Raw genomic sequence first — 22,990 nt, 5'->3', positions numbered from 1 at the left:
TCGCAAGGCGACTGCCTACACGCAACACATAATGCATAACAGTTCGGCGGCCAGGATATTCCACGGTGCACGTCATCGGCACCCGAGGAAAAATCTGCGGCCGGCGATGGCCGACCTGAATTTCCCGTGGCCGACTTCCGCCGTGCATGCAGCTAATCGAAAAAGTAGCGAAAATTCGTCGCATAGTCGCGCAACATCGAACCGGGGGTAAAGATGGCCTCCCAAAACGGTTCAATCTGCTCACGCTTGGGTGGCAGCTCCGCCTGGAAGCGCGCGTGTAACGTGGCGTCGATAAAGGTCTCGACGATCGATGGCGTTCCGCGCCGGAATGGCTGCGCATGCATCAACAGGTAATGCGCTTCTCCGAGACGCAGCATCGCATCCTCTTCGCTCAAGGCGGGGTTCGTGAGAACTTGTGAGAAGAGCTCATATGCGCGATTGACCAGAGGAAGCGCTTCGCGACCATTCGGATGAATGATTCGCACCGTGCGTCCATAGAATTCGATCGGAAAAGCCAGTGGCACAACATGCTGTGCACTTCCTATGACGACGTCTATGTACTGCTTTGGGGTCTTCCCGGTCGTCCGTTGGTGGTCCATATTCGTGCGGGCCCACTGTATGGCACGTGCAAAATGCACAAAATGCCGGTCTGTCGGTTTGTTGGTAACCAAGTCCTCTGTCCACTCGTCCGGCCTGACAATTCGACCGTAGTCGCTCACGCCGTCCTCGTGAGGCGTCAGCGCGAATGCGATGGCACGCCGTTCATCTCCGAGCTTGCGTAGTGCTTCCTGTACAGTCGCCGGAGTCGCGCTTTCGCGTGCAATGAGGTCGCTTAAAGCTCCCGCCGTGCGCTCTCCGGCCGCAGCCATCTGCCGGATGAACTCCGGCTTCGGCTCATAGTTCTGCAACCGAGGGACGAGGAACGCGCCGGTCGTCGGCCCGTTCGCTTGCGCAAGCGCGCGGTATGGATGGGATGCGAAAAGAACGGGAGAAATGATATTGCTCGGGGGAGCGCAGGATATGTCCGGCGCGCCGGCAGATGACACGACTTGTCCCGGGTCTGCGGCTGGCTGTTTTGCGGTACGGGGTTGTTTTCGCTCCGGAAGATCATACGGGAAGCTGGATCGCAGCACGTCCTCCTGTAACGGCTGCTTCAACGATTCATCTTCGTCGGGCCGCTTGGGATCCGGCGTGCTTCCATTCCCGGCAGGATCGATTCTCACTGTGTCACCGATGTTTCTTGAGTGATCTTGTTTATCGCTGAGGCAAAGTGACCGCCCGAAGAAAATCGGCACGATCCGCTTCGTCATGAATCGATTTTGCGAGCCTCTCGTGAAATTCCGTGGAATTGATTGCCACGGCAGCTTCGCGACGGGCGATTACGCGGGCAACGGGACCGACATAGCGAGCCAATTGCGTCGCCGCCGCGTCGACGTTCTCCGTCGAGCAGTGTTCGATGCTGTCGTCGTTTGGCACGGAGGCAGGGTCCCGACGCATCGATGAAGCGCCTGTATCGGAGACCGCGGTGTTGTGGTCAGCGCTACTCATGATAGCTGCCAGAGCGCGTGAGAATTTTTTGCGATCTTTCGGTAACGGAATATGCTGCACCAGCAAGGTTCCCAACACAGACGCATCTGCAGCTTGCTTCGCGTACTTCGTTAGCAGGAAGCGCGCTACGGGCCCAACGTGCGCGGCAAACATGGCTTCTATCGCTGCGAGCATGGTGGACGACAACACGGCGTGGATCGAAGGTGTCGATGCTGGTGCTTCACTTGCGCTCAGCCCTTCCGCTTCCGCTTGGACGTCGACGGTTTCGAGATCGGCAGCGGCCGGGTGCTGTCGATCGTCATCGCAATTTACGAGTGCTCGATCCTCACCCGAGTCAACCGTGTCAAGGGTGCTGCGTGGGGGGATACCGGGAATGTCGAATATATCGTCGCCCTCCGCCGAATCGGGCGCCTCGCTGGAGCACGGAGGGTCGGTTTGGCATTCGGCCGCACCTTCGCTGTTCCATCCGAAAGACGACGGCGAATCCGTCAAGCGGTCGAATGTGTTCGATTCGCCGTCTGATGGCGCTGATTCGGGAGGTGCGGCGGGACAACTATCGGGTGACCAGATCCTGACTCGAAGGTTTCGACGCAACATGCTTCACTCCTCAAGATCTTCGCGTTGGAGATTCCTTATGGCTATTGCGTCATGGTTGGCGGGATTGTTCGGCATCCAACATCTTGAATGCCTCGACAAGACTTGTTTTCATGCGGCCGAACGATACAGCCAGCAAGGCGATCTCGTCTCCGCCGCGTTCCACGAATTGTGTGCCGTCGAGCTTGCCCAGGCTAATTTCGTCCGCAACATGTGCCAATGCGCAGATACGACGTGTGACGAGTCGATGAACCAGGACGTTCAGTGCGAGCAGAGCGACGCCGAATACGCCGATAAGCGAAAGCGTAAACATCTTGAACAGTGCTTCCCCGCGGGCGATTGGAACGGCCATCGGCACCGAGACAATGTCTGCGCCGATTACATCGTGTTTAGGCCAGTTGAATCCGTTGTTCGGTCCATATTTGTCGGTCAACGTTTTAGGCGCTTGCGACGCTGAGCCGTGACATGCCATGCAGGCTGCGTCGTCAATCCGTATCGGGTGCGCAACGGAAAGACTGGGGCCGTTACTTGTATTTCGAACTTCGATCAACTCCTCCAGCTCTGGTTTGTCGTGCAATTTCCGGATTGCCGCGGCTTCCCATTCCGTTGGGCGATCGCGTGGGTTGGTCGGGTCAAGCACGGTTGATCGGAAAGAGTAGCCGGGAAGCCGCTCTTCAAGCGACGTCAACATCTCGATGGCAGAGAACGCGGGAACGGACTGGGGAACGAAGCTGTACTTCATCTGGGTTTGCAATAGAGGGGTAATCTGAGTTGCGGTATAGTTTTGCGCGGCATTTGCCGATGCCATCAGTTCCCGGGCGTTCTGCAACGTTTCTTCAACGGCCGTTTTTTGTAGAAGCTCATGTGCGAGCCAGCTGAGAGAGGCAAAGCCGACCGCAAAGATGGTGATAAAAGTCAGGTTGAATTTGACACTTAAAGAGATTCTCATATGCTGTCCTCGGCCGGGGGTGTCGAAGATGGCCGCTGCGGCTCTGGTAAATGCGGTGGGTAAAGCACCTTTCGCCATTCCGGTAGTGCTTTCAGTTCGCTTCTAACCAGGGAACGGAACGGTTCCCGCCGCGCCAGCACCTGAAACCGCGATACGAATGTCCGCCGTATCGGCAAACGGGTGGTCAACCAATCTGCGACATCTCCATACGTCGTCTGGTGCGCTTCGGTTGCGCCCGGCTCGTGCGTAGGCGCTCGTTTTGGCAAAACGCCGAGGGGATCCCGAAACGTCAGTGGCAGTTGACGGATGAATTCGGCATCGGGTCGCGACGGTTCATGCATGGCCTGCCCCAGTGTGCGTCGCAAGAAGGCATTGTTATCGACGATCATCGGCTGGGTGCTGCCATCTGGCGGGCGCGTCGATGCGTGGCCCGTTTCGACGAACAACGCCGTTTCATTGCTGCTCGCGTGGATGACAACCGCGCCGTCTTCCGTCCTGACGAGCAAGGCGGGAGTGTCTACGCCGATTGTATTGATTGACTTGGTGTCGTCATGAGAGACCTTTAACCAGCCCGAGAGTAGCGCTAACGATTCGGGATCGGGTTTGCCATGTCGACGCGGGCGTGGCCAAGGATTGACGGCAAGACGTGTTTGAGGCCCCAACGCTGCTACCGTACCCGCACTGTCTTCCAGTCGTGCGCCGCCTGCCGTTAAGGCGGTTGAAATCAAATCACCGGGGTGTAGGGAGAGCGGTGCTTCGACAACAAACGTGGAAGTCCCTCGAACCAGTGTCACCGGCGCCTCCGGTATCAACGTCAGCGTCACCGTCGGTACCTCTGCACGAACTCCGGGCATCAGCGCGAAGCTGACTGCACTGCCCGCGGCAAGAAGACGGGCTGCAACCGAACGGACATGCTTATGAAGCCAAATGATCATGGCTGCCGTTCCTTTACCAAGGTACAAGTCAACTGTCTCATGCACTTGCTCGAGTCGGATCGACCGACCCGATAGATCCGTATGTGAGTCACTCCACAACCATCACTATGGTGAACAGCTTGGCGTGCCAAGTTATTCCCTAAGCGATGCCTTCGAACGAAGGTTGCGTGAAAAAAATTAAAAGTGTTACCGATTGGTATTTGGCGATTCGCCTTTTAGCAATGAATGTTCGCGATTTAATGCGCGGCACTTCGAGTGTGACTGATATAAGTAATATTCTTTTTACACATCAGATGAATGCCGGGCGAATGTCCAGCGAATGCGAAGGGAGAAACGCGATGGTGAACGAAGTCGGCCGGAACGAGGCGAGCCCGGATGCCGAGTGGCAAGACGATGCGTCGTTGGAAGCCCGTCTTGGGCAGTCGGCCGAGCCTGCGAGTACAGCCCACCGGGCCATGGCTGCATCGTCCGATGTCGTATCCGGTGGCCTTCATGAGTTAATTGGCTCGTCGCAAACATGGAACAGCATCGCGAATCGAAAGCGAGCCCGAAAGGAGGCCGCCAGACTCGGGGCGAAGGAATCCGCATCGCAACAGGCGGCTGCGGTTCAGCGACCACCGGAGTTGACCTTTGACGTTAAGCAGAACGTTGCCGTGGAAAGCGACCACTTCATGGTTGCATCCGCCAATCCACATGCGACGCGCGCGGGGTACCGGGTACTCGAACGCGGGGGCAGCGCGATCGACGCGCTTATCGCCGTGCAGGCCATGCTCACCTTGACCGAACCTCAGTCATCGTCGCTGATCGGCGGAGGTGCGGCAATCACCTATTTTGACCGGAACTCTGGCAAGACGATCGTGATCGATGGGCGGGAGACCGCTCCCATGGCAGCGAAACCAGATCGCTTCCTGGATGCCAACGGCAACGCCGCGGATTTTGACGACGCGGTGCGCGGAGGTCGGGCCGTCGGGGTGCCGGGATGTTTGGCCGCCTTGGAGCTTGCTCATCAGCGTTTTGGCAAATTGCCGTGGGGTACATTATTGCAAGATACTGTCGAGCTGGCCGAGGAGGGCTTCGAGGTATCGCCGCGCCTGGCAGCGACCATCGCGCACGACCCCATCCTCAAAAGCGAGCCTGCGTCGAGCGTGATGAGGCGATACTTCTATGGGCCGACCGGCGAACCGCTGCCAGCGGGTTTCAAACTCAAGAACGCTGCACTCGCGAAGGCCTTGCGAATGATCGGTGCGGATGGTCCTCGGCGGGCGTTCTACGAAGGGCCGATCGGGCTCGACTTGGTATCGACCGCGCGCGCTTCGACGCCATATCCGAGTGACGTCACCAAAGAGGACCTTCTGGTATATCGCGCACAAGTGCGCGAGCCCGTTTCATACACGTTCCACGGCGACGATGGGAACGAGTACGAACTCTACAGCATGCCCCCGCCGGGCGGCGGGACATCGTTGATCGAGGTCGTGGGCGTACTCGATCACATTGGTTTGCAGACCCTGCTGCCAAACTGGTCGAAGGAGCAGGCGTGGTCTGCGGAGTTCGTGCATGCGGTTGCTCAGGCTCAGGAACTGGCGTTGGCCGACAAGGCCTACTATTTGAATGACCCGTCATTCCGCGAGCAGCCGTCTTTCCTGACCAACCCCGCATATTTGCGCGAACGGGCGGCGCTCGTGAAGGGCGATCGGGTGATGGACAAAGCGCTTCCAGGGCGAGTGCGCGGTGATGAGTTACCCGGCGCATCGGCACCCGAATTTCCCTCCACGACGCACATCACCGTCGTCGACGCTCAAGGGAACGTCGCGTCGTGCACCTCATCAATCGAGGACATGAACGGTTCGCGACTGCAGTCTGCCGAGTACGGGTACGTGCTCAACAATCACATGACTGACTTCAAGCTGCAGGCCTTCGAGCAAGATCGGCTGGTGGCCGGGCATGTGCAGGGTGGGGCGCGACCGCCATCGTCGATGGCCCCAACGATCGTGATGAGGCGTGATCGTCGCCGTGGCAACGAAGCGTTTTACGCGGCGCTCGGCTCGCCGGGGGGGCCGTCAATCCCGGCCTACACGTTCAAGACCCTCGCCGGAATCTGGATGGGACTCGATCCTGCGGAAGCAATCGGCAAGCCCAATTTTCGGGGCCTTCCGGGCGGCGTCATCGAGCTTGAAAAGGAGACGCCGATTGTTGAATTGGCACCCGAGCTGAAACGGAAAGGGTACCGCGTCAGTGTCACCGACAAGAACAGCGGCGTCCACGCGATCGTGCGTGAGCAAAACGGAAAGCTCATTGGCGGCGCTGACGGCCGGCGCGAGGGTACCGTCATGGGCGGTTGATCTCATCACGAAGTTCATTCTGGCAAATGCGAATGTCAGCGGCTTGGCGGCTCGGATGCTCCGCAGGTGTTCACCAATGGAGCTCTCCTTTTTTGCTCAGGTCGATCATCTGGGCTGCCCCCGCTCGAACCTCATTGACGTGGGATGTCGGCCCGACACGCTTATAACCCACGTGCAAGCCGAAACCTGACTGGCCCGCCTTTTTGGGCGTTTCGATATCCGAGAGCCTGAGGGTGGCGGTCAACTGAACACTCTCTGTATAGTCGGTGATGGCACGCCGCACCTCACTGAGCAGCTCCCGGAGTCGTTCCTCGGAAAGGCCTGTGACGGTGAGACCGAATTCATCGCCGGCAATGCGAAAGGGCACGATTTCCTTGGCGTGGGGCGAAAGGACATCCAGCAGAATCGAACAAACTCGGCGAACGTGGACGTTCGCCTGCGGCTGATCGTCCTTGAAGTGTTTATTCAAACCACCAAGATTGATTACATCGAACTCGATATACCAGACCGCTTCATCCTGACTACGCACGAGTTGGCTTGCCGCCGAAACGATGCCGTCCAGCACGTCATCGATGCGTGCGTCGTAGAACGCCGTTACGCTGTCGCGTGCAGCTCGGCCCCACTCCTGCTCGCTCGCCTCGGTCAAGTCGGGCAGGCTTTTGCCGAGATTGCGTTTCGCAAATTTACGCGCCCTCTCTTTTGCGGCCTCGTCGAGGTCGAGGACTAACCGGCCCGTGGAATGGGGGGGTACCGCATTGGGCGATATCCGAGTGAACCAGTCTTTGAACGTTTCGATGGCGGCGGACCCGCCATGGTCCGTTACGCCAAGTTCTGTCCACGCCATCTCGTAAGCGTCGCCGAAGGACATTTGTAATAGCTGCGCGAGGCTGTAACGCTTGGAGGATAGTCGCGTCGACAGGTGGGACAAATGTGCGATTCGCCGCAACGCGGCCGGATTGGGGATGTCCACGATAGCCTTTGCCAACCGCTCGAGCGCTTCGGGACCAGGTGTTGCTGGAAACTTGTGACGCAGGTAGCTTGCGACCATTAGTTGATCGTCGGGAGGTGCCGAGCCACGGAAATGTGTATAGGCCGATCGAAATACGCGCAGTGTCTCGTCCAACGTTTCCTTGCTCGATGTCATGAACCTTGGGAGTTCGTCGATGTAGGTGCTCATATCGTCCAGGAGCGCCATTTCCGCACGTACCCGCTTGGGGTAAGAAAAATACCGCGCAAACGACGTGCCGTGCGCCGCCAGCATCCGCGCCACTTGTCTGGCGGAGAGCACATGTTGAACCGGTGCATCGGTCCGCAACCGGGACAACGTGTCGAGATGATCCGGTTTTAGCAGAGTAGCGTTGGCGCCGAGAAGCATATTCGCGTAAGTCTCGATGATCTTTCGATCGTCGCCGAAATCGCCTGCGACCCTTCCCACTGAGTCAGGTGGGCCAATCCCATCGGGGGCGTGGGTCGAGTTTAACCTCGTTGATTCGATCGCATCGGTAGACGAGGATGCTGGATGCTGTTGACCTACCTTCGATCGTCGGGGGGTGCGTCTCAGGTCTTCGATACCACGAAGCACGGCTGGCCATAGCGGGGGCGACGACGCAGACAATCCGCTTTGCGTTGGACCAGATGGAGCAGCCGCATCCACCGGACATTCGATATCTGCGTCAATTCCTTTGACATCGGAGGCGCGCTCGGGTGAATGCGTGATCGTAGACATCGAGTGGCAGTTTGCGAGTGCGGTGAATAGATTCGCCTACCGTTTCTGGCAGGCAGCCGGTGGCATCGGACAAGAGGGTAAGGTCTGTCCGTTCGTACACGGTCGTCAAACGCGAAATTCTGTTCGCTGCGGGCGAATGCCCGAGAGCGCTCCCGGGATTCGATTGCGTCACGGTTGCGAGACAGCGTGTGTTCGCGATCGCTCAGCGAGATTGAGCAATTCGGCTCGTTGATGGCGAAGCTGGCTTAAAGCGCGCCAAGTTGTCGAGGGCCGGGGAGGAATTGGACCGACCCTCCGTCGATCGTTTAACGGCGTGCTGGCTTATTGTTATCGTTGCATTGCCGTAAAGCTTTTCTCAGACCGTCAGCACATCGGAGGGCTTGCCCCGATGCTGGCGGCGGTACCAGTTTGCCAGTTTCGACCGATTGGGCACGCCCCATTTCCGGGCAACCTCCAGGATCGAAAGATTGGTTCGCTGATCCGCGCTCAACTCGCTATCGATGCGGTCGAGGCGCTTTTTCTGCAAGACGTCTTTCGGAGATACGCCGACATATGCTTTGAACGCGATTTGCAGGGAACGCTGCGTCACGCCGATATGCGCTGCGATTTCGCGTACCGAGAGATTGGGGTTGCCGAGGTTGTCGAGCATATAGGCGTATGCACGCCGGTAACGCGGTGGCAACAATACGCCTATATCGTCGAGCACATTGCTTCCGTCGGCGCTCGCAACGCTCGAATGCTGCGCGGCAGGCAGCACTTCGACTCGTATGCATTGCATGGCGCAGAGGGCATATTGTTCGAACTGAAGCATCGATTCATGTGCGCGACCTAACTGCTTGTGTAATTTGGCGAGGCAATAGAGGTACTCGAACTCCCAGCGGCCCGGCGCTGAACTACTGCCCAGGTGGTCGCCTTTGGCTCGCCGTGCGTCGAGCAGTGCATCGGCAAAGGAGGTTTGACCCGAGGCGAGTGCTGCAAGGGCGGCTTCGACTTTGAAGAAGCGTTGATGTCCGGGTAGTGCCGTTGCGGACCAATCCAGATAGCGTTTGATGTTGCCGATCGAAAGGGCATCGCCTTCGGACAACGCGCGCACTTGCTGCAGATAGTGAAGGCGCTTCGCTACTAGCGGTGCGAGTCCGTCGATTGTGGCGTCGCCGTCCCATTGCCATCCTCGCGAGAGGAACGTCGCAGCGGTCCAGAAGATGTGATCGCCCAGTTGTGGAGAGCGACGAATCTCGGCCTGCAGTGTGAGATCGGCGCGGATCGCTTGCGCGAGACGTAGCCAGGACGCGTCCGGCATTGTCACCGACAACGCGTTCATTTCGTCGAGCTTGCGAATGGCATCATCGAAATAGCCGAGCTGATGGAGCGCAAAGCATTCGCCCGCGAGCGACTCGAGACGCCGCTCCGGTGCGACGGCGTCGTCAGCAAGGATGCTCGAAAAGCACTTTAGCGCCGTGCTGATACGCCCGCGTGAAAGCGCTTGCCATGCGCCATTACGGCTGGCGTGCAAGCGGACCTGGCCGATCGTTCCTTTGACCAGGCTTTGTGACTTGCGCAGGCTTTCTTCCGCTTCCTCGTTAGCGCCGATCGCCAGATGAAGGTCACCATTCAAAGCGAGCACGGCTATCCTATCGCTGCCTTGGGCTTGCTCTGCGAGCGTGCATGCGCGCGCCGCCGCTTCTCTGATGTTTCCTTCGCGCACGAGCGCGCTTATTCCGCAGCCTCCGTCATCGGTGACCATAGTCGAAATCAGAGGAAGATAGACTGCCCAGAACATTTGCATCTCCTTGCCATTCGAGCTTTTTACAGATGACGATGTGAAGCTGTGTAACCTGAGCTGATGGTAAAGCAGCGTATTGGGGCGAATTTCAACAAAGCTCCCGACCTTACATGGCTTTCAGTAAAAACAAGTGGTAATGCTTACGCTCGCCTCCGCACCATGCTCGGCCACACTGAGCGGAGATCCCCGGGGAGGAAAGGCGATAACCGGGATTTACTCGAGTTTTATCGTCGTCGTTGCGCCGTGGTTGTGCTTGCTTATTCGCGCCGTATTTGTCAAATCCTGCTGTGAATTATTTTTTAATGTGGGATTTATATGTGGGATCGATTTGGCGCCGGTAAATCGTTGGTCGCTGGGATCGCCGCCTGATTGTTTCGCGGGCTGCGGGCGTTGGTTCGCCCTTCCGGGGACCGGCCCATATCAGGGAACGTATGCTGTCTATCCATTGGCCGACTGCACTGGAGGAAATTGTGGACCAACTTCGGAGAACGGGAAGTGAGCCGACCACCCATGCAAGCGAGGCATCTGAGGCGCAAGCGCCCGCCAACGCGTTGACTCCCGTGCCCACTGAAATGGCGCCGACGGGCGATCCGGTCGTTGGGGGTTTTCCGACACGCGCGCCGCACCTCCGGCAGCCGCGCACCGCCAAAGCGTTGTTGCCGCGCCAGACAGGCCTACCACCCGCAGCAACCGAGTCGGGCTTGTCTTTGCCCCGCGCGGAGCGCGGATCTGATGACGAGTTTCTGAAAAGGCTCTTCAAACAATCTGGCGGACCGGGTGAATATGGATCCCGGGACGGTCTCGATTTCACTCTTCGCGGAGATGGAGCAGGAGATCTTCCGCCGGGGGGACGGAGACCGACTGCCAAGATGCCGGGCGATGGCGGCCCGCCGCTGAATCCAGAATTGGCCGCCGCGCTGGGAGCCCTGCGAAGCCTCTCATACGACGCTCCCGCCGAAACCTGGGTCCCGAATTTGATGGACCTTCAGCGGCTCATTGAGAAGCAGCCCGAACTGAGCGAGGCGGAGATTCTCGCCATCGCCGACAGAACGCCCGACAGTTACCTCTTCTCAAAAGAGGTGCGGGTGGCCATGGACAAGGCCGTGTCCACGGTCTGGCTAGCGCTGGCACCGCACATCGGCCGCGCGTCCCAACTCAGCGAGCATGCGATCAGCGCCATCACACAAGGCACATGGAAGTGGGACAACGCCGGGATCAACGCGGCGCGCAGGGAATTGGCGCTTCATGTTGAAGCAATCCCGCAACTCGGCCTTGATACCGTCCGGATGGTCGTGGCGCGGGTCGGTTTCGTGGGCCGACCGGGCATCGGTACTGACGAATTGCTTCGCGCGCTGGCACGCCACGTCGATACTGCCGAACTGCCGGCGGATCCTTCCCAGGCACGCTCCAAACTCTTCACACTCGTCGACTGGGTTGAGAAAACAGTGCCCTGTGAGGGGGCAGCCCGCGTAGCGGACTCGGTCGGGCAACGGATCCTGACCCTCCCGCACGCGGAAACGGTACATGGACTGGCCGGCTTCTTTCTTTTCAGCATTCCTCGACTGCTGAGAAATCTGCCGCCAAGCGATGCGACCGAGCACTTGCTCGCCACGATGGCAGCTATTGTCGAGCGCGGGCCCTTTATCGGAGGCTGGCAGCCAACGAGTGTTGTCGTCAACGCGCTGCGCCGACAGGGCCACAGCGACGGTGCCGAGCTGGTTCTACAGGCGCTCCAGGGGCGCTTGGATCCAGACGGGGACGGGTACGAAACCATCACCTTCCCAATTCTGAACAGAGTGTTTGAGGGAGTAGCCTCTCTGCGTCCCACGCCTGGCGGCCGGTCACTGCTTGAAGTGCTGAACGGCGGCATTGTGGCGGCAATCTCATCTCGGGCAAGACAGCTGATGTCGGATAAGCGTCCAGGAGGAACTGCTGATTCGTTCAGCGAGCTAAGGCCGGCGAACATCGCGGAAAGAAAAGTCATACTCGGGCGGGCGATCACATCGCTCCAAGACAGCTTTGAATTGCCTGTTGCCCAGGAACTCATTGCGAATCTCCGGCAATGGCTGCTCCCCCTTGCGGACTCTGGCGAAGCACGCACATTAAGCGTGCTCCCGCTGCTGAGCGACGAATCGCTGCGGCACGCGCTGGAGGACGTGCTTGACTCGGTTGACGGCGGGCACATGCGGTCTCGGCGTGCCGCCTCTCACAACGCCATTGAAACGCTTCGTCACAAAATTGGCCTGGAGCCCGATCGAATGGATGACGCTGGTTACCGCGCAACCCTGCAATGGGCACTGCAACTGTCGCGTCTTGAGCCTTCAAGACTCGGGGACAAGGCGTATCGCGACGGGATCTTGAATGACTTCCACCGGGTGCGGTCGTTGCGTGACGGCGAATAGCGGGCCGGCCAGCGTGCGTGCTTAGCCTGCTGGGGCGATATTCGTTTGCGGTACCGAATGTCGTCGCTCGCGGCGAACTACGATCGCTCCGGCGCCCAAATGACGCTTAAGTCGGTTGGCTGTTCCATTGCTCTCCGGCGCTCGATAACGAACAACCGAGGGTCTCGCTCGCTAACCTTTTTTACATCGGTTGCGCGGCATCGAACGAAGCGTCTCCAATCGCTTGGCGTACAGCCGTTCTCGCGCGCAAACGCATGCGTGAAATGGCTCTGGTTAGCGAATCCGACCTCACCCGCTATTTCCGTCAAGGATTTATCCGACTCGCGCAACATGCCCTTGGCCATTTCGATGCGTCTGAGCATGAGCCAGCGATGTGGCGGCATACCCACTGTGGCCTTGAAGGCGCGCACGAAATGCGATGGCGACAAGCCGCACTGATTCGCCATATCGATGAGTGAGCATTTTCCGCCGAGGTTGGCGTCGATAAACTCTTTTGCTCGGTTCTCCTGCCACGAGGCCAGGGCCGCTTTCGCAGAACATGAGGGCTTCAAGCCGCTTCCGTAGTTGAGCGCCAGATGAACGATAAGCGCCTGGAGGACCGATTCCGCGAACAGCGTATTCGCTCGTTGATCCTTACTGAGTGCGCCGGACAGGCAATGACTCAGCTGCTCAATGATCGGGTCGCGCGCCCCCAAAGCAGGGCAGCACAAATGTCCAGCCGCTCCTTTCAGACCTTCCGCCGCTGCCCATTCTGATATTGCCAAGTGTGGTACGTAGGTGCAGAGGATATCGAACGGACTGCCGAAATCGACCTGTGCTTCGAGTTCCATGTGGTGGAACCATAGCGCGCCCGCGTCGAGGGGGCGGGATTCGGCGTACCGCCCCTTCAACCAGATCTCATAAGCGTCCAAGCGCTGCATATGGACGCCGACGAGGTACCCGTCGAGTTGCGCGTAAGGAGCGTTTTGACCATGACCGAATTTCTGGGTGCGCGTTCGACTGACTGCGCAGAACGAACCCTCCACGGGCTGCAGCGTCATCATCGGCGTGTCGGGTATCCGTACCACTTCACCCATGCGAGGAAAGTCGAGGCCGCTGCTCATTTCTCCGTCTCCGGTGCGTGACTGTGCAAGTTATCTGGCCATGTCCGAGAGCCTCCCTGAAATATGCATGCGCTGTCAATTCGGTGTCGCCCTCGGCGCGGTGCCGAAATGTGGAAATGCCTCACTGTGGTTGATCGAGAAAAAAGGGCGGATATGCGCATTTGCGCAATGAGCGGCGAGCCCTTCACGCGACGAAACCGCGAAATCTGTTAGCAAATAGCGAATGCTTTGGAAGATTTTCGGGATGGCAAAGATGTGCATCCGCGAAAGGCATGAGAAGGATTTAACATCAATTAGTCATACGAAACTTGTTTATTCCGTCATTTCCATTCGTCATTCGCGTTCTATTCAATCATTTCGCCTATGCGCTGCGCCACGCAATTTGGCACCTTATAGATAACACCATGCAGTAGCCACTCGAGTTAGCCGAAAGTCATCGATTCCGGTGAGCTTCTCCGGATAGGAGTGTCGCGATGAAGATGGCAGACCATGAAGCACTGATGGTGCAAGAGGTACATACGCGGGCATCGGCCCACGTTTCCGATATCGTGCCAATGAATGCGGATATTTGCACGCTGGTGCAACCGGTGGTTTTCGCGGGCGGAGCAGGTACCCGATTGTGGCCGCTATCGCGCGAGCGCTACCCGAAACAGCTGTTGGATCTTTTCGGCACAGGTACGCTGCTGCAGACGACCGTTAGTCGCCTTGACGGTCTGGCCGGGTTCGTATCGGGATCGCAAGCGCTTCGTATGGCCGACCATACTTTGGTTGTATGCGGCGAGTCGCATCGATCGATGATGCAGGAACAATTGCGCGAAGCGCGGTATCGCGCGCGTTTCATTGTCGAGCCGGTCGGACGCAACACCGCACCGGCGATGACGGTGGCGGCGCTTGCTGCACGCACATCGGGTCCAGGCGAGGACGATCCGATTCTGGTGGCGATGCCGGCCGATCACGTGATCGGAGATTCTGCCGCCTTTCATGCAAGCATCGCATGTGCGATCGACCACGCAAGGCGCGGAGCCATTGCTACGCTGGGCATCGTTCCGGCGCGCGCCGAAACGGCCTTCGGCTATATGGCGATGGGCGAACGGGAGCCATGCGAAGGGGGGGCGCCGGGCGACGCGTTTGCGATCGACGGATTCGTCGAAAAACCCGATAGGGAACGAGCACATCAGTACGTTGCGTCGGGCCGATACCTGTGGAACAGCGGCATCTTTATTGTGCGTGCTTCCGTGTGGATCGCCGCCATTCAGACCTATGCCCCGGATATTTATAGCGCAGCGGTGGCGGCGGTTGGTGCTCGCAGTTTTGTAGGCGCTGCGCTCGAACTCGATGTCGGCCGATTCGCAGACTGCCGCTCCGATTCCATCGACTACGCTGTCATGGAGCGGATCGGCACGCGTCACATCGATGCAGGCGCCGGTGCGCCTGCCGCGTTTCGCGCGGTTGTGGTGCAATTGGATGCCGGTTGGTCCGATGTCGGATCGTGGAGCGAGCTTTGCGATCTGGCCGATAAGGACAACGAAGGAAATTCTGGGCGCGGACGAGCCGTGTTCGAGCGCTGCAGCAATACGTTCGTTCGCGCAGATCATCGGCTCGTGGCGTGTGTCGGCACCGAAGACCTCGTGGTGGTGGAAACGCCCGACGCGGTGCTCGTTGCGACCCGATCTCATGCTCAGAGCGTCAAGCAACTCGTGAATCGCCTCAAGGCAGGAAATGCGCAAGAGGCATCCGAACACCGCAAAGTCTTCAGGCCGTGGGGATACTTCGATTCTTTGGACAGGGGTGAGCGTTTTCACGTCAAGCGCATCGTGGTGATGCCGGGCGAGCGTCTGTCATTGCAATTTCATCACCATCGCGCTGAACATTGGATCGTGGTGGCCGGCACCGCGCGTGTCACAAGGGGCAACGACGTCTCGCTGCTGACAGAAGGGGAAACCGTCCACCTGCCCGTCGGGACGCCGCATCGCCTCGAAAACCCCGGCATGGTGCCGCTCCAAGTCATCGAGATTCAATCGGGATCCTATCTTGGCGAGGACGACATCGTGAGACTCGAGGACGCCTATGGGCGTGTGGACAAGCATCCGTCGGCGCCCAGCGTTGCTTCACGCGCTTTGGGAGAGATCCAACAATGAGACTTATGCTCGCGGCGGATGGATCTCAGTTCTTTCTTTCCAAGTACTTGCATCACGTCTGGGCTGCACTCCGTGCAATGGGCCACGAGCCACTGATATTGGCGCCCGCCGTTGCTGGCCTGGACGACCGGATGAGTGAGAACGTCATAGCGGACGAATGCTTTGCCGATCTTTGCCGTTCCCGCTCGACACAACGCTTTGCGCGAATGCTGGAAATTTCAAGGCAATCGAGAGCGGAGCGGGTACATCTTTGCTTCGTCGACGATGTGTCCGCGCTTGCCGCCGGCATCGGCGACCTGCGGGAGGACTCACCTCCTCGTCTGTCGATATCGGTATTCGGCCTGGGCGCATTTCGCAACGACGCGTATGAAGCGGCATATAACGAGCTTGTCTTTCGCGGTGCGGTTGCACTCACGCTCATGCATTCGAACCATCCCGACGTGGCATGTTCGAGCGCTCGCGCCATGGGAGTGTTGAACAACGGAGCGGTCCGCTATCTGCACGACCCAATCTATGACAGTCCCGATCTGTTCTCACATGAGAAGTATGCTGCGCGGATGTCGCTTGGTATCGGCGCGGAAGAAAAGATCGTCTTGTATTTCGGAACCTTTCCGCGCAAAAAAGGCGCCGACTTGCTTATTCGGGCGGCTCACCATTGCAAGACTCGCGAGGTTCGCTTCTTGTTTGCCGGCAGCCTGGCGACAGCCGAAAGCGGCTATCTCGGGCGCGCCGATTTCGATTGGCCCAACGTGAGGCTTGACGACCGCATCGTCGACGAAGAGGACGCGGGCCTCTACTTTCGAAGCGCAGACTGGATTGTGCTGCCCTACCGGCGCTTTTACGAATGCGACACGAGCGGGGTATTCGTTCAGTCATGCCTCGCCCATCGGCCGATGATCGTGCCGAATTTCGCACCGTTTCGGGAGACGGTCGAACAGTACGGGCTCGGGGTCTCGTTTCGTTGTAACGACGAATGGGACCTCGCGCGAACCATCGACAAAGCGATCGGAGACCCGACTACGCGCGCGGGCGGCCGCTTCGACGCCTATCTGGCAAGTCATTCAACCTGGGACGACTTCGCGCGCGCGCTGGTCGATGCTTGAGCTTCTTACGGAGGAAATATGTTCAATTGGTCAGAGAAAGCGGTGCTCGTCACTGGAGGTGCTTCATTCATCGGCTCCCATCTGGTTGACCTTCTGGTCGAGCGAGGGGTGAAGCGATTGCTGGTCGTAGACGATTTGAGCACCGGCCGCAGAGAAAACATTGAAAAGCATTTATCGGAAAACACGGTCGAGTTGGTGCAGGCGGACCTGCTTTGCGCCGGCGTTGCCCGCTCTGCGATGGAGGATATCGACATCGTCTTTCATCTCGCCGCGATACATGGCGGACGCGGCTACATCGATTCCTATCAGGCGCAATGTTCGCGCAATTTCACGCTGGACGGAATGGTGATCGATGCGGCGCACCGCGCCAACATCGAGAAAATCGTCTTTACCTCTTCGGGGTGCGTCTACCCCGTCAGCCTTCAATCGGACACGACCCGGCCGGTTTACCTCCGTGAGGATATGGTGGGGCCTCCTTACGAATCCGATGGAATATATGGTTGGGCAAAGTTGATGGCGGAGCTGACGTTGCGCAGCTATTACCTTGAATACGGACTCCGTTCGGTATCGTGCCGACTCTTTACGGCATACGGCGAGCGCTGCCTAGAATCCCATGCCGTCATTGCAATGATCGGGCGGGCATTTCTCCAGCACCAGCCCGTCGAGGTGTGGGGCGACGGTATGCAAATTCGGAATTGGACGTACGTGGGCGACATCGTCAGGGGCCTTGTCGCGGCCGCGGAGAAGATCTCTGACGCAACCGCGATCAATCTGGGCACCGAGGAACCCATTCGCGTTAAAGATGCGATGCAGATGATTCTCGATCACACGGGGCATCTTGCATCGATCAAGCTGCGTCCTGATATGCCGACCGGTCCCCTCAATCGAGTCGCAAGTCACGAGCTCGCGACGGAGCTGACCGGTTGGCGCCCGCAGGTAACGTTCAAAGATGGCCTAGCCAGGACGATCGACTGGTACTTCAAGGAACACGAAAGCCAGCGCGACGAACTGGGCCGCAAGTTCGACGAACTTCTGATGAAGAGGACCGCATGATGATTGCGTTGATTGTTAGGCTTACGGCTAAACCGGGCAAGCCGGACGAACTCGAGCAGGCGCTCGTTACGCTCGCTCGGGACTCCCGCGAGGAGTCCGGGTGCGAGACGTTTGTCGCGCTTCGTGAAGTTCACGCGCCTGAGCGATTTGTGCTCTTTGAGCAATGGAGTGATGAGTCGGCGTTCGCAGCGCACCAGAGCGGCGCCGCGGTTCGTCATGTGCGTGGCTTGCTGCCTGATCTCGTTCAAGGCGATCCGAACGTCTCTCAACTGGAGACGCTTTCGCATCCTGTATCGCAGCATGAATAGCGGACAGCTGGTTGCCGATGTGAGCTACGCTGCTCGCGAATCAGAGTCGCCGCCTTGGCGCAATTGGGCGGGCAACGTTGTGGCGAATCCTGTGGCAACAATCGTGGCCGCCTGCGAAGAGGACATTGTCTCGGCGGTGGACAGCGCTCGGCGGCGGGCGCTGCGCATCAAGGCGGTTGGAAGCGGGCATTCCTACAACCCGATCGCGGATGCGACGGGAGCCATCCATCTGTCTCTCGCCGCGAGCCGAGGTATAGAAAGCATTGATCGCGAGACGAATCATGTCACCGTATGGGCGGGGATGCGGCTCGATGATTTTTGCAGGGCGCTTGAGGAAGCGGGGCTGGCATTGCCGGTGCTCGGCGCCATTCAGGATCAGACCATTGCGGGATTGATCAGTACCGCTACGCACGGGACCGGTCTGCGGGTGCACAGCTTGTCCGATGCGGTAACGGCAATGCGCCTCGTCGATGGCAGCGGCTGCGTGGTCGAGCTTTCGACGGAACGAGACCCGGCTTTGCTCAACGCGGCGCGCGTCGGGCTCGGTAGCCTGGGCGTTCTTTCCTCGGTGACGTTCGCCTGTGTACAGAGCTTCGACCTTGCCCTTGTCACCGAACCTATCACGTTGAGTGAGGCGGTCAGAAGATTGCCCGAGCTTCATAAGGCTCATTACTTCGGCTTCTGGTGGTTTCCCCAAACACGTTGGGCCGTACTGAGAAGGGCGTGGCGTGAGCCGCGAAGTGCGAGGACAACGCCGCCCTCGACGAAAGGTAAGCGCGCCGCTTTGCGAGACACGCTGCGTGAAGCCGCACTTTGGTTTGCTGGTCATCGAAGTCGAGCCACACCATGGCTCAACGCGGCAGAGCGCGCGGTTTGCTTTGGGCATCGACGTTTGCGGCGGGGTCCGTGGTACGAAGTGTTTTCATGTCCCACCCCGATTCGACAGATGGCGATGGAGTACGCGGTTCCGTTGAGTGCGATCACATTCGTTCTCGACGAGCTGAAGGACGTTTTTTCGCGGCACGTGGTTCACGCCCCGATAGACGTGCGGTTCGGCGCCGCCGACGAAGCATGGTTGAGCCCGTCTTTCGGGCGGCAGACATGCTATATCGGAGTCGCGGTGGCCCAACCGTTCAATCGTGCCATTTCATACGAGTCGTTATTCGCCGAACTCGAAGCCGTATTTGCACGTCACGCCGGACGGCCGCACTGGGGGAAAATCCATTCGCTCGAAGCGCAGACATTGCGCGTGCGCTATCCGAAATGGGATCAATTCATCGCAGTCCGAAACATTTTTGATCGGGACCGCTTGTTTGCGAATCCGCATCTATGCTCGGTGCTGGGCGACTGAGCGGGCGTCTCATACAAGGGGAGACGGGATCATGACATTTCGATCGTTCATCACGTTGCTGGTCGGGTCGGCATGTCTGGCATTGACGTGCCCGGCGCACGCATTCGATGTGGCGCCACTCAAGCCCGGTGACCATGTCGACACCGACGCCGCCAGGAAACTTATCGAACGCTATGATGGCAGGCCGCAGCAGCGATGGATGATGCCGCGACCCGATGAGATTCCGCCCGGTGCGCGCGGCGATGCGATTCGCTACGGCATGGAAATTCTTCGAGATACGTCGAGTCACATCGGTCCCAATGCGCCTGATCCAGCACATCGTTATTCCGGAAACAATCTGAATTGCGTCAACTGCCACGAAGCCGGCGCGAGCGGCATGCCCGGCACCAAGGCGTTCGCATTGCCGTTCGTGAATGTTGTCAACGACTACCCTAAGCTTGATGTGAAATCGATGCGGATCATTTCGCTCGAAGACCGCATCGCACAGATGTGCGGCCACGGAGCCGTTCCGTTTGCCCGTGATTCGAAAGAGATGAAATCGATAGTTGCCTACATGACCTGGCTTGGCAGTAAGGCGACGCCCGGCATGAGCATGAGGGGGATCGGACTAGAGGCTGTGCCAATGCCTGCGCGCGCCGCCGATGCACATATCGGCGGGCAGTTATTCGATGCGAAATGTGCTGCATGCCATTCGTCGTCCGGCACCGGCATACGCAAACCCGACTTTGCAAACGGGGGCGGCTACGTGTTCCCTCCGCTTGCGGGCGATGACACCTACGATGACGGCGGCCATATGTACATGGTGCCGCTGCTGACTCGCTTTATTCACGCCAACATGCCGTTCGGGTCCTCCGCTGCGGCACCCGTGCTCAGCGTGGATGAAGCGTACGACATCGCTGCCTATGTCAACAGCGCGTTGCCGCGCAGGCACTCGATGACTCGCACCGCATCGTATCCCGATCCGCTCTTCAGGCCGGAGGGATTTGCCGTCCCGGAATTATTCGGTGGCGATACAGCAGCGTATCGGGCCGCCCGTTTCGGCCCGTACAAGACGCCTAACCCTTGAGACGAGCCGATGCTGTTCTCCGATCCACGGGTGTGCATCGTCGCGGCTGGCGCCGTGTTGCTGGCCGGCATTTCCAAGGGCGGTTTCGGCGCGGGGCTCGGTGCGCTGGGCGTGCCGCTGATGGCGCTCATCATGTCGCCCATTCAGGCGGCCGCCGTCATGCTTCCGGTTCTTTGCATGATGGATCTCGTTGGTTTTCGAGCCTATTTTGGCAAATGGGATAAAGGTAATCTGCGCGTGATGCTACCGGGGGCGGTCGTGGGCATAGCGGCGGGCGCGATAGGTGCCGGTTGCTTTGGCGATAGATGGATTCGGCTCGTCATCGGCACGTTGTCGATCTGTTTTGTACTCGTGGATGCTTGTTCGCTCGTCAAAGCGGTCCAGCCCAAATCCTGTTCCGCGAAGAGCGGATTCGTGTGGTCCTGTATGTCGGGCTTTGCAAGTTTCGTTGCTCACGCCGGAGGACCGCCGGCGATGATCCATCTTTTGCCGCAGCGTTTGGACAAGGATGTGATGATCGGAACGACCAACGCATTTTTTCTGATCGTGAATGCAATCAAGCTGGTGCCGTATGCGTGGATGGGACAGTTTCAACCAGCCAATCTCCGCATGAGCCTGCTTCTCGCACCACTTGTTCCGATTGGAGTATGGAGTGGGATCTGGCTGCAGCGGCACGTCAGCGTACGGATGTTTTACCTTATCAGCCAAGGCTGCCTTTTTATCGCCGGTGTGCACTTGATCGTACAAGCTTTGGCTGCGGCATAAAGGTGCTTGGTACGATCGGCAGGCCTATCGATACGCGAAACTCTTCGTTCGAAAAGCGAATGCGCCGCGTCGGTCCTGTCAGATCATGCAGGTGCATTTCCCCACATTCCCGTGCAAAGTTTTTGGCGTATGGAGGACTGTCGTTGCGGAGGCGCCGGATGAAAGCAACAAACCAGCATGGCAGGCAACCGGGCAACGGTGCTCCGTGTCGCCTTGAGCCTGTGATCCGTGCGATGGCGCAGTGTCCGTCGGAGCAGCGGGCCTGTATGTTGTGGGCTTTGGCCACTCGGCTCGGCGTAGTGCCAGACGACGAGCGGACATCGGCGTTTGTCTGCCTCTTGAAGGCCGTCCAGCAGCTTCCATGCGTCGAACAGGTGGAACCGCTGAATGAACTGGCCGTGAAGGTCGCCGATTTACCTGTGGCGGATCAAGCCTGCGCGCTTCGCATTTTCGTTGCCGCGGTGGAGGGTATGCCCTTCGAACTTCAGGTTGGGCCGCTTGTCGATCTCGCCTGCCGCATGCTCGAGCGTGCTTATTCGCCGGTTCACGTTCGGCCTGACGGCTCGCCATTGCTTCATTGATCGCATGGTGAGGCGGGTGCGGAGGCGTTCGTACTCCGAGGTTATGTCACTGGGGTAGGCCGCCGGCTCAGGAGGAAGGGACGGCAACGACTTCTCTTTTTCCATGCAAGACCGCATCGATCCATTCAGGTGCGGTCGCCGGAATCCATTCCTGGTTGTGATTGACGAACGGCCTGATCAGCTTGCCCGCGGCCTCCCATTTCTGCATTTTTGCGATGAAAGCTGCAGGGTAGTCTTGCGCAAGGCACGCGATGTTTGCCCAAGGATCGCAGATGGTTGCGTTGGATGGCCACGATGCAAAATCTGTTTCGAGCTCCGGCAAGACATCATCCGCGAGAAGAACGACTCCATGGAGGTAGCCGGTTCCCTGAGGACCGAAGCGCAACCTGCGAACTTCGATATCCAAGGTGTTCGCCAGATAATCGGCCGCCAACGCTGCCAACTCTCCGCAATTGTGTGCCTGCGATCGTTTGAATGCCTCAATCCCAAGACCCTTCGCGAAAGCCTGCCGCGCTGTGGAAACTTCAGTGGAGGCCGAGACAATCCTTCGTATCTCTGACGATGGCTCCGCGAATGAATGTAGCTTATTCGTCGATTTCAAGCTGGCGCTCGTATAGTAGCTATTGCGCACGTGGCGCAACGCGTCTCTGGCGCAAAGAAGTCTGTAGAGTGCAACCTTGTCGCTGTTCCGAGAAGGCTTCTTCACGAAAAGCCTCAGTTCCGCGAGAATAGCGGGATTTTCCGTGAATTTCTGGTCCGAGCCTGACGCCGATTGGCTCTCATCGGGAAGCGTCACGTGTGCCTCCGGTCCAAACTCATCCGGTGAACGCAGCGGTTCGGTGCCATTTGAATTTCCGTCAATCGTTGGCATGTTCAAGGTCCGTTACGGCGTCGTTTCTGGAATCGGTGAGACCATCTCGCCAGTGTCCGGCTAGCCTGTTTTTCAGCGAGAAGTGGTCGGCCTCAATATACCCGCGGATCAATGCGCTATGCAGACCGGTGTTCGCTGCTTGTGACATTGATTCGTCATCGGCGCCGCGAAGGGAGGCTCGGCTGAAATGGCCTTGATCCGAGAAGCCGCACATCAGCGCAATGTCCGAGAGCGGATGATCGGTGGTGCGCATCAGCGCTTTCGCGGCTTCGATTCATGAAAGGGTGAACTTGAACGCAAAACGTAATGAGGCGAGTAAGGACGTAGGGGTGCAGGTCAGAAGTGTTTTTTCCACGCTGTGTGTGCGCTACCTTG

At 58.6% G+C, this 22,990-nt stretch carries 19 protein-coding genes; 10 read left to right on the top strand and 9 right to left on the bottom strand.

Annotated features, from left to right (window positions below; translation table 11 throughout):
• Positions 1 to 152: 152 nt before the first annotated feature.
• The 4 genes from ACSQ20_RS10830 to ACSQ20_RS10815 form a co-directional block, all read right to left on the bottom strand.
• Entirely contained in the window at positions 153 to 1,310 is a 1,158-nt protein-coding gene (locus ACSQ20_RS10830) for a hypothetical protein (RefSeq protein WP_436019735.1), read from the bottom strand.
• On the bottom strand, positions 1,255 to 1,701 hold the full coding sequence (locus ACSQ20_RS10825; RefSeq protein WP_436019733.1) for a hypothetical protein: 447 nt from the start codon (positions 1,699 to 1,701) through the stop codon (positions 1,255 to 1,257). Before ACSQ20_RS10825 ends, ACSQ20_RS10830 begins: the two co-directional genes overlap by 56 nt.
• Positions 1,702 to 2,194: 493 nt before the next feature.
• Positions 2,195 to 3,091, bottom strand: a complete 897-nt coding sequence (locus ACSQ20_RS10820) for a c-type heme family protein (RefSeq protein WP_436019731.1) — start codon at positions 3,089 to 3,091, stop codon at positions 2,195 to 2,197.
• Entirely contained in the window at positions 3,088 to 4,053 is a 966-nt protein-coding gene (locus ACSQ20_RS10815) for a hypothetical protein (protein WP_436019729.1), read from the bottom strand. Before ACSQ20_RS10815 ends, ACSQ20_RS10820 begins: the two co-directional genes overlap by 4 nt.
• A 119-nt stretch (positions 4,054 to 4,172) precedes the next feature.
• Between ACSQ20_RS10815 and ACSQ20_RS10810 the strand changes: the two genes are divergently transcribed.
• On the top strand, positions 4,173 to 6,365 hold the full coding sequence (locus tag ACSQ20_RS10810) for a gamma-glutamyltransferase family protein (RefSeq protein ID WP_436019727.1): 2,193 nt from the start codon (positions 4,173 to 4,175) through the stop codon (positions 6,363 to 6,365).
• 70 nt (positions 6,366 to 6,435) lie between these two features.
• On the opposite strand, the gene ACSQ20_RS10805 is transcribed toward ACSQ20_RS10810, so the two are convergent.
• Both ACSQ20_RS10805 and ACSQ20_RS10800 read right to left on the bottom strand, forming a co-directional pair.
• Positions 6,436 to 7,740 (bottom strand): hypothetical protein, encoded by a 1,305-nt coding sequence (locus tag ACSQ20_RS10805; RefSeq protein WP_436019725.1) that lies wholly within the window; start codon positions 7,738 to 7,740, stop codon positions 6,436 to 6,438.
• A gap of 706 nt (positions 7,741 to 8,446) precedes the next feature.
• Positions 8,447 to 9,871 carry a helix-turn-helix transcriptional regulator gene (locus tag ACSQ20_RS10800; RefSeq protein WP_436019723.1) on the bottom strand — a complete coding sequence of 475 codons (1,425 nt, stop codon included), beginning with the start codon at positions 9,869 to 9,871 and terminating at the stop codon, positions 8,447 to 8,449.
• An 872-nt stretch (positions 9,872 to 10,743) separates the two neighbouring features.
• Between ACSQ20_RS10800 and ACSQ20_RS10795 the strand changes: the two genes are divergently transcribed.
• The gene (locus tag ACSQ20_RS10795; RefSeq protein WP_436019721.1) at positions 10,744 to 12,276 is read left to right on the top strand and encodes a hypothetical protein; all 1,533 of its coding nucleotides are present in this window, start codon (positions 10,744 to 10,746) and stop codon (positions 12,274 to 12,276) included.
• A 77-nt stretch (positions 12,277 to 12,353) separates the two neighbouring features.
• On the opposite strand, the gene ACSQ20_RS10790 is transcribed toward ACSQ20_RS10795, so the two are convergent.
• Positions 12,354 to 13,379 carry a helix-turn-helix domain-containing protein gene (locus tag ACSQ20_RS10790; protein WP_436019719.1) on the bottom strand — a complete coding sequence of 342 codons (1,026 nt, stop codon included), beginning with the start codon at positions 13,377 to 13,379 and terminating at the stop codon, positions 12,354 to 12,356.
• A gap of 554 nt (positions 13,380 to 13,933) precedes the next feature.
• On the opposite strand from ACSQ20_RS10790, the gene ACSQ20_RS10785 reads away from it, so the two are divergent.
• From ACSQ20_RS10785 to ACSQ20_RS10750, 8 genes are all read left to right on the top strand, one after another.
• The gene (locus ACSQ20_RS10785) at positions 13,934 to 15,517 is read left to right on the top strand and encodes a mannose-1-phosphate guanylyltransferase/mannose-6-phosphate isomerase (protein ID WP_436023044.1); all 1,584 of its coding nucleotides are present in this window, start codon (positions 13,934 to 13,936) and stop codon (positions 15,515 to 15,517) included.
• Positions 15,514 to 16,620, top strand: a complete 1,107-nt coding sequence (locus tag ACSQ20_RS10780) for a glycosyltransferase (protein WP_436019717.1) — start codon at positions 15,514 to 15,516, stop codon at positions 16,618 to 16,620. The genes ACSQ20_RS10785 and ACSQ20_RS10780 overlap by 4 nt, the downstream gene beginning before the upstream one ends.
• Positions 16,621 to 16,638: 18 nt before the next feature.
• Positions 16,639 to 17,673 (top strand): NAD-dependent epimerase/dehydratase family protein, encoded by a 1,035-nt coding sequence (locus ACSQ20_RS10775; protein WP_436019715.1) that lies wholly within the window; start codon positions 16,639 to 16,641, stop codon positions 17,671 to 17,673.
• Positions 17,670 to 17,981 carry a putative quinol monooxygenase gene (locus ACSQ20_RS10770; protein ID WP_436019713.1) on the top strand — a complete coding sequence of 104 codons (312 nt, stop codon included), beginning with the start codon at positions 17,670 to 17,672 and terminating at the stop codon, positions 17,979 to 17,981. Before ACSQ20_RS10775 ends, ACSQ20_RS10770 begins: the two co-directional genes overlap by 4 nt.
• Positions 17,974 to 19,332, top strand: a complete 1,359-nt coding sequence (locus ACSQ20_RS10765) for a D-arabinono-1,4-lactone oxidase (RefSeq protein ID WP_436019711.1) — start codon at positions 17,974 to 17,976, stop codon at positions 19,330 to 19,332. The genes ACSQ20_RS10770 and ACSQ20_RS10765 overlap by 8 nt, the downstream gene beginning before the upstream one ends.
• Before the next feature lie 31 nt (positions 19,333 to 19,363).
• Positions 19,364 to 20,398 (top strand): c-type cytochrome, encoded by a 1,035-nt coding sequence (locus ACSQ20_RS10760; RefSeq protein WP_436019709.1) that lies wholly within the window; start codon positions 19,364 to 19,366, stop codon positions 20,396 to 20,398.
• A 54-nt stretch (positions 20,399 to 20,452) separates the two neighbouring features.
• Positions 20,453 to 21,163 carry a sulfite exporter TauE/SafE family protein gene (locus ACSQ20_RS10755; RefSeq protein ID WP_436023042.1) on the top strand — a complete coding sequence of 237 codons (711 nt, stop codon included), beginning with the start codon at positions 20,453 to 20,455 and terminating at the stop codon, positions 21,161 to 21,163.
• 158 nt (positions 21,164 to 21,321) lie between these two features.
• Positions 21,322 to 21,744, top strand: coding sequence for a hypothetical protein (locus ACSQ20_RS10750; RefSeq protein ID WP_436019707.1), 423 nt, complete (start codon positions 21,322 to 21,324; stop codon positions 21,742 to 21,744).
• Positions 21,745 to 21,811: 67 nt separating this feature from the next.
• Here the strand turns inward: ACSQ20_RS10750 and ACSQ20_RS10745 are convergent, their stop codons facing one another.
• Both ACSQ20_RS10745 and ACSQ20_RS10740 read right to left on the bottom strand, forming a co-directional pair.
• Positions 21,812 to 22,615, bottom strand: a complete 804-nt coding sequence (locus ACSQ20_RS10745) for a hypothetical protein (RefSeq protein WP_436019705.1) — start codon at positions 22,613 to 22,615, stop codon at positions 21,812 to 21,814.
• Entirely contained in the window at positions 22,602 to 22,868 is a 267-nt protein-coding gene (locus tag ACSQ20_RS10740; RefSeq protein WP_436019703.1) for a hypothetical protein, read from the bottom strand. Before ACSQ20_RS10740 ends, ACSQ20_RS10745 begins: the two co-directional genes overlap by 14 nt.
• Positions 22,869 to 22,990: the final 122 nt, after the last annotated feature.

This window comes from Trinickia sp. LjRoot230, from assembly GCF_964253315.1.
In the GTDB taxonomy this organism is placed as follows: Bacteria; Pseudomonadota; Gammaproteobacteria; order Burkholderiales; family Burkholderiaceae; genus Trinickia.
Note: the sequence above shows the minus strand (reverse complement) of the source record. Positions and strands in the feature narration are given on the sequence as shown.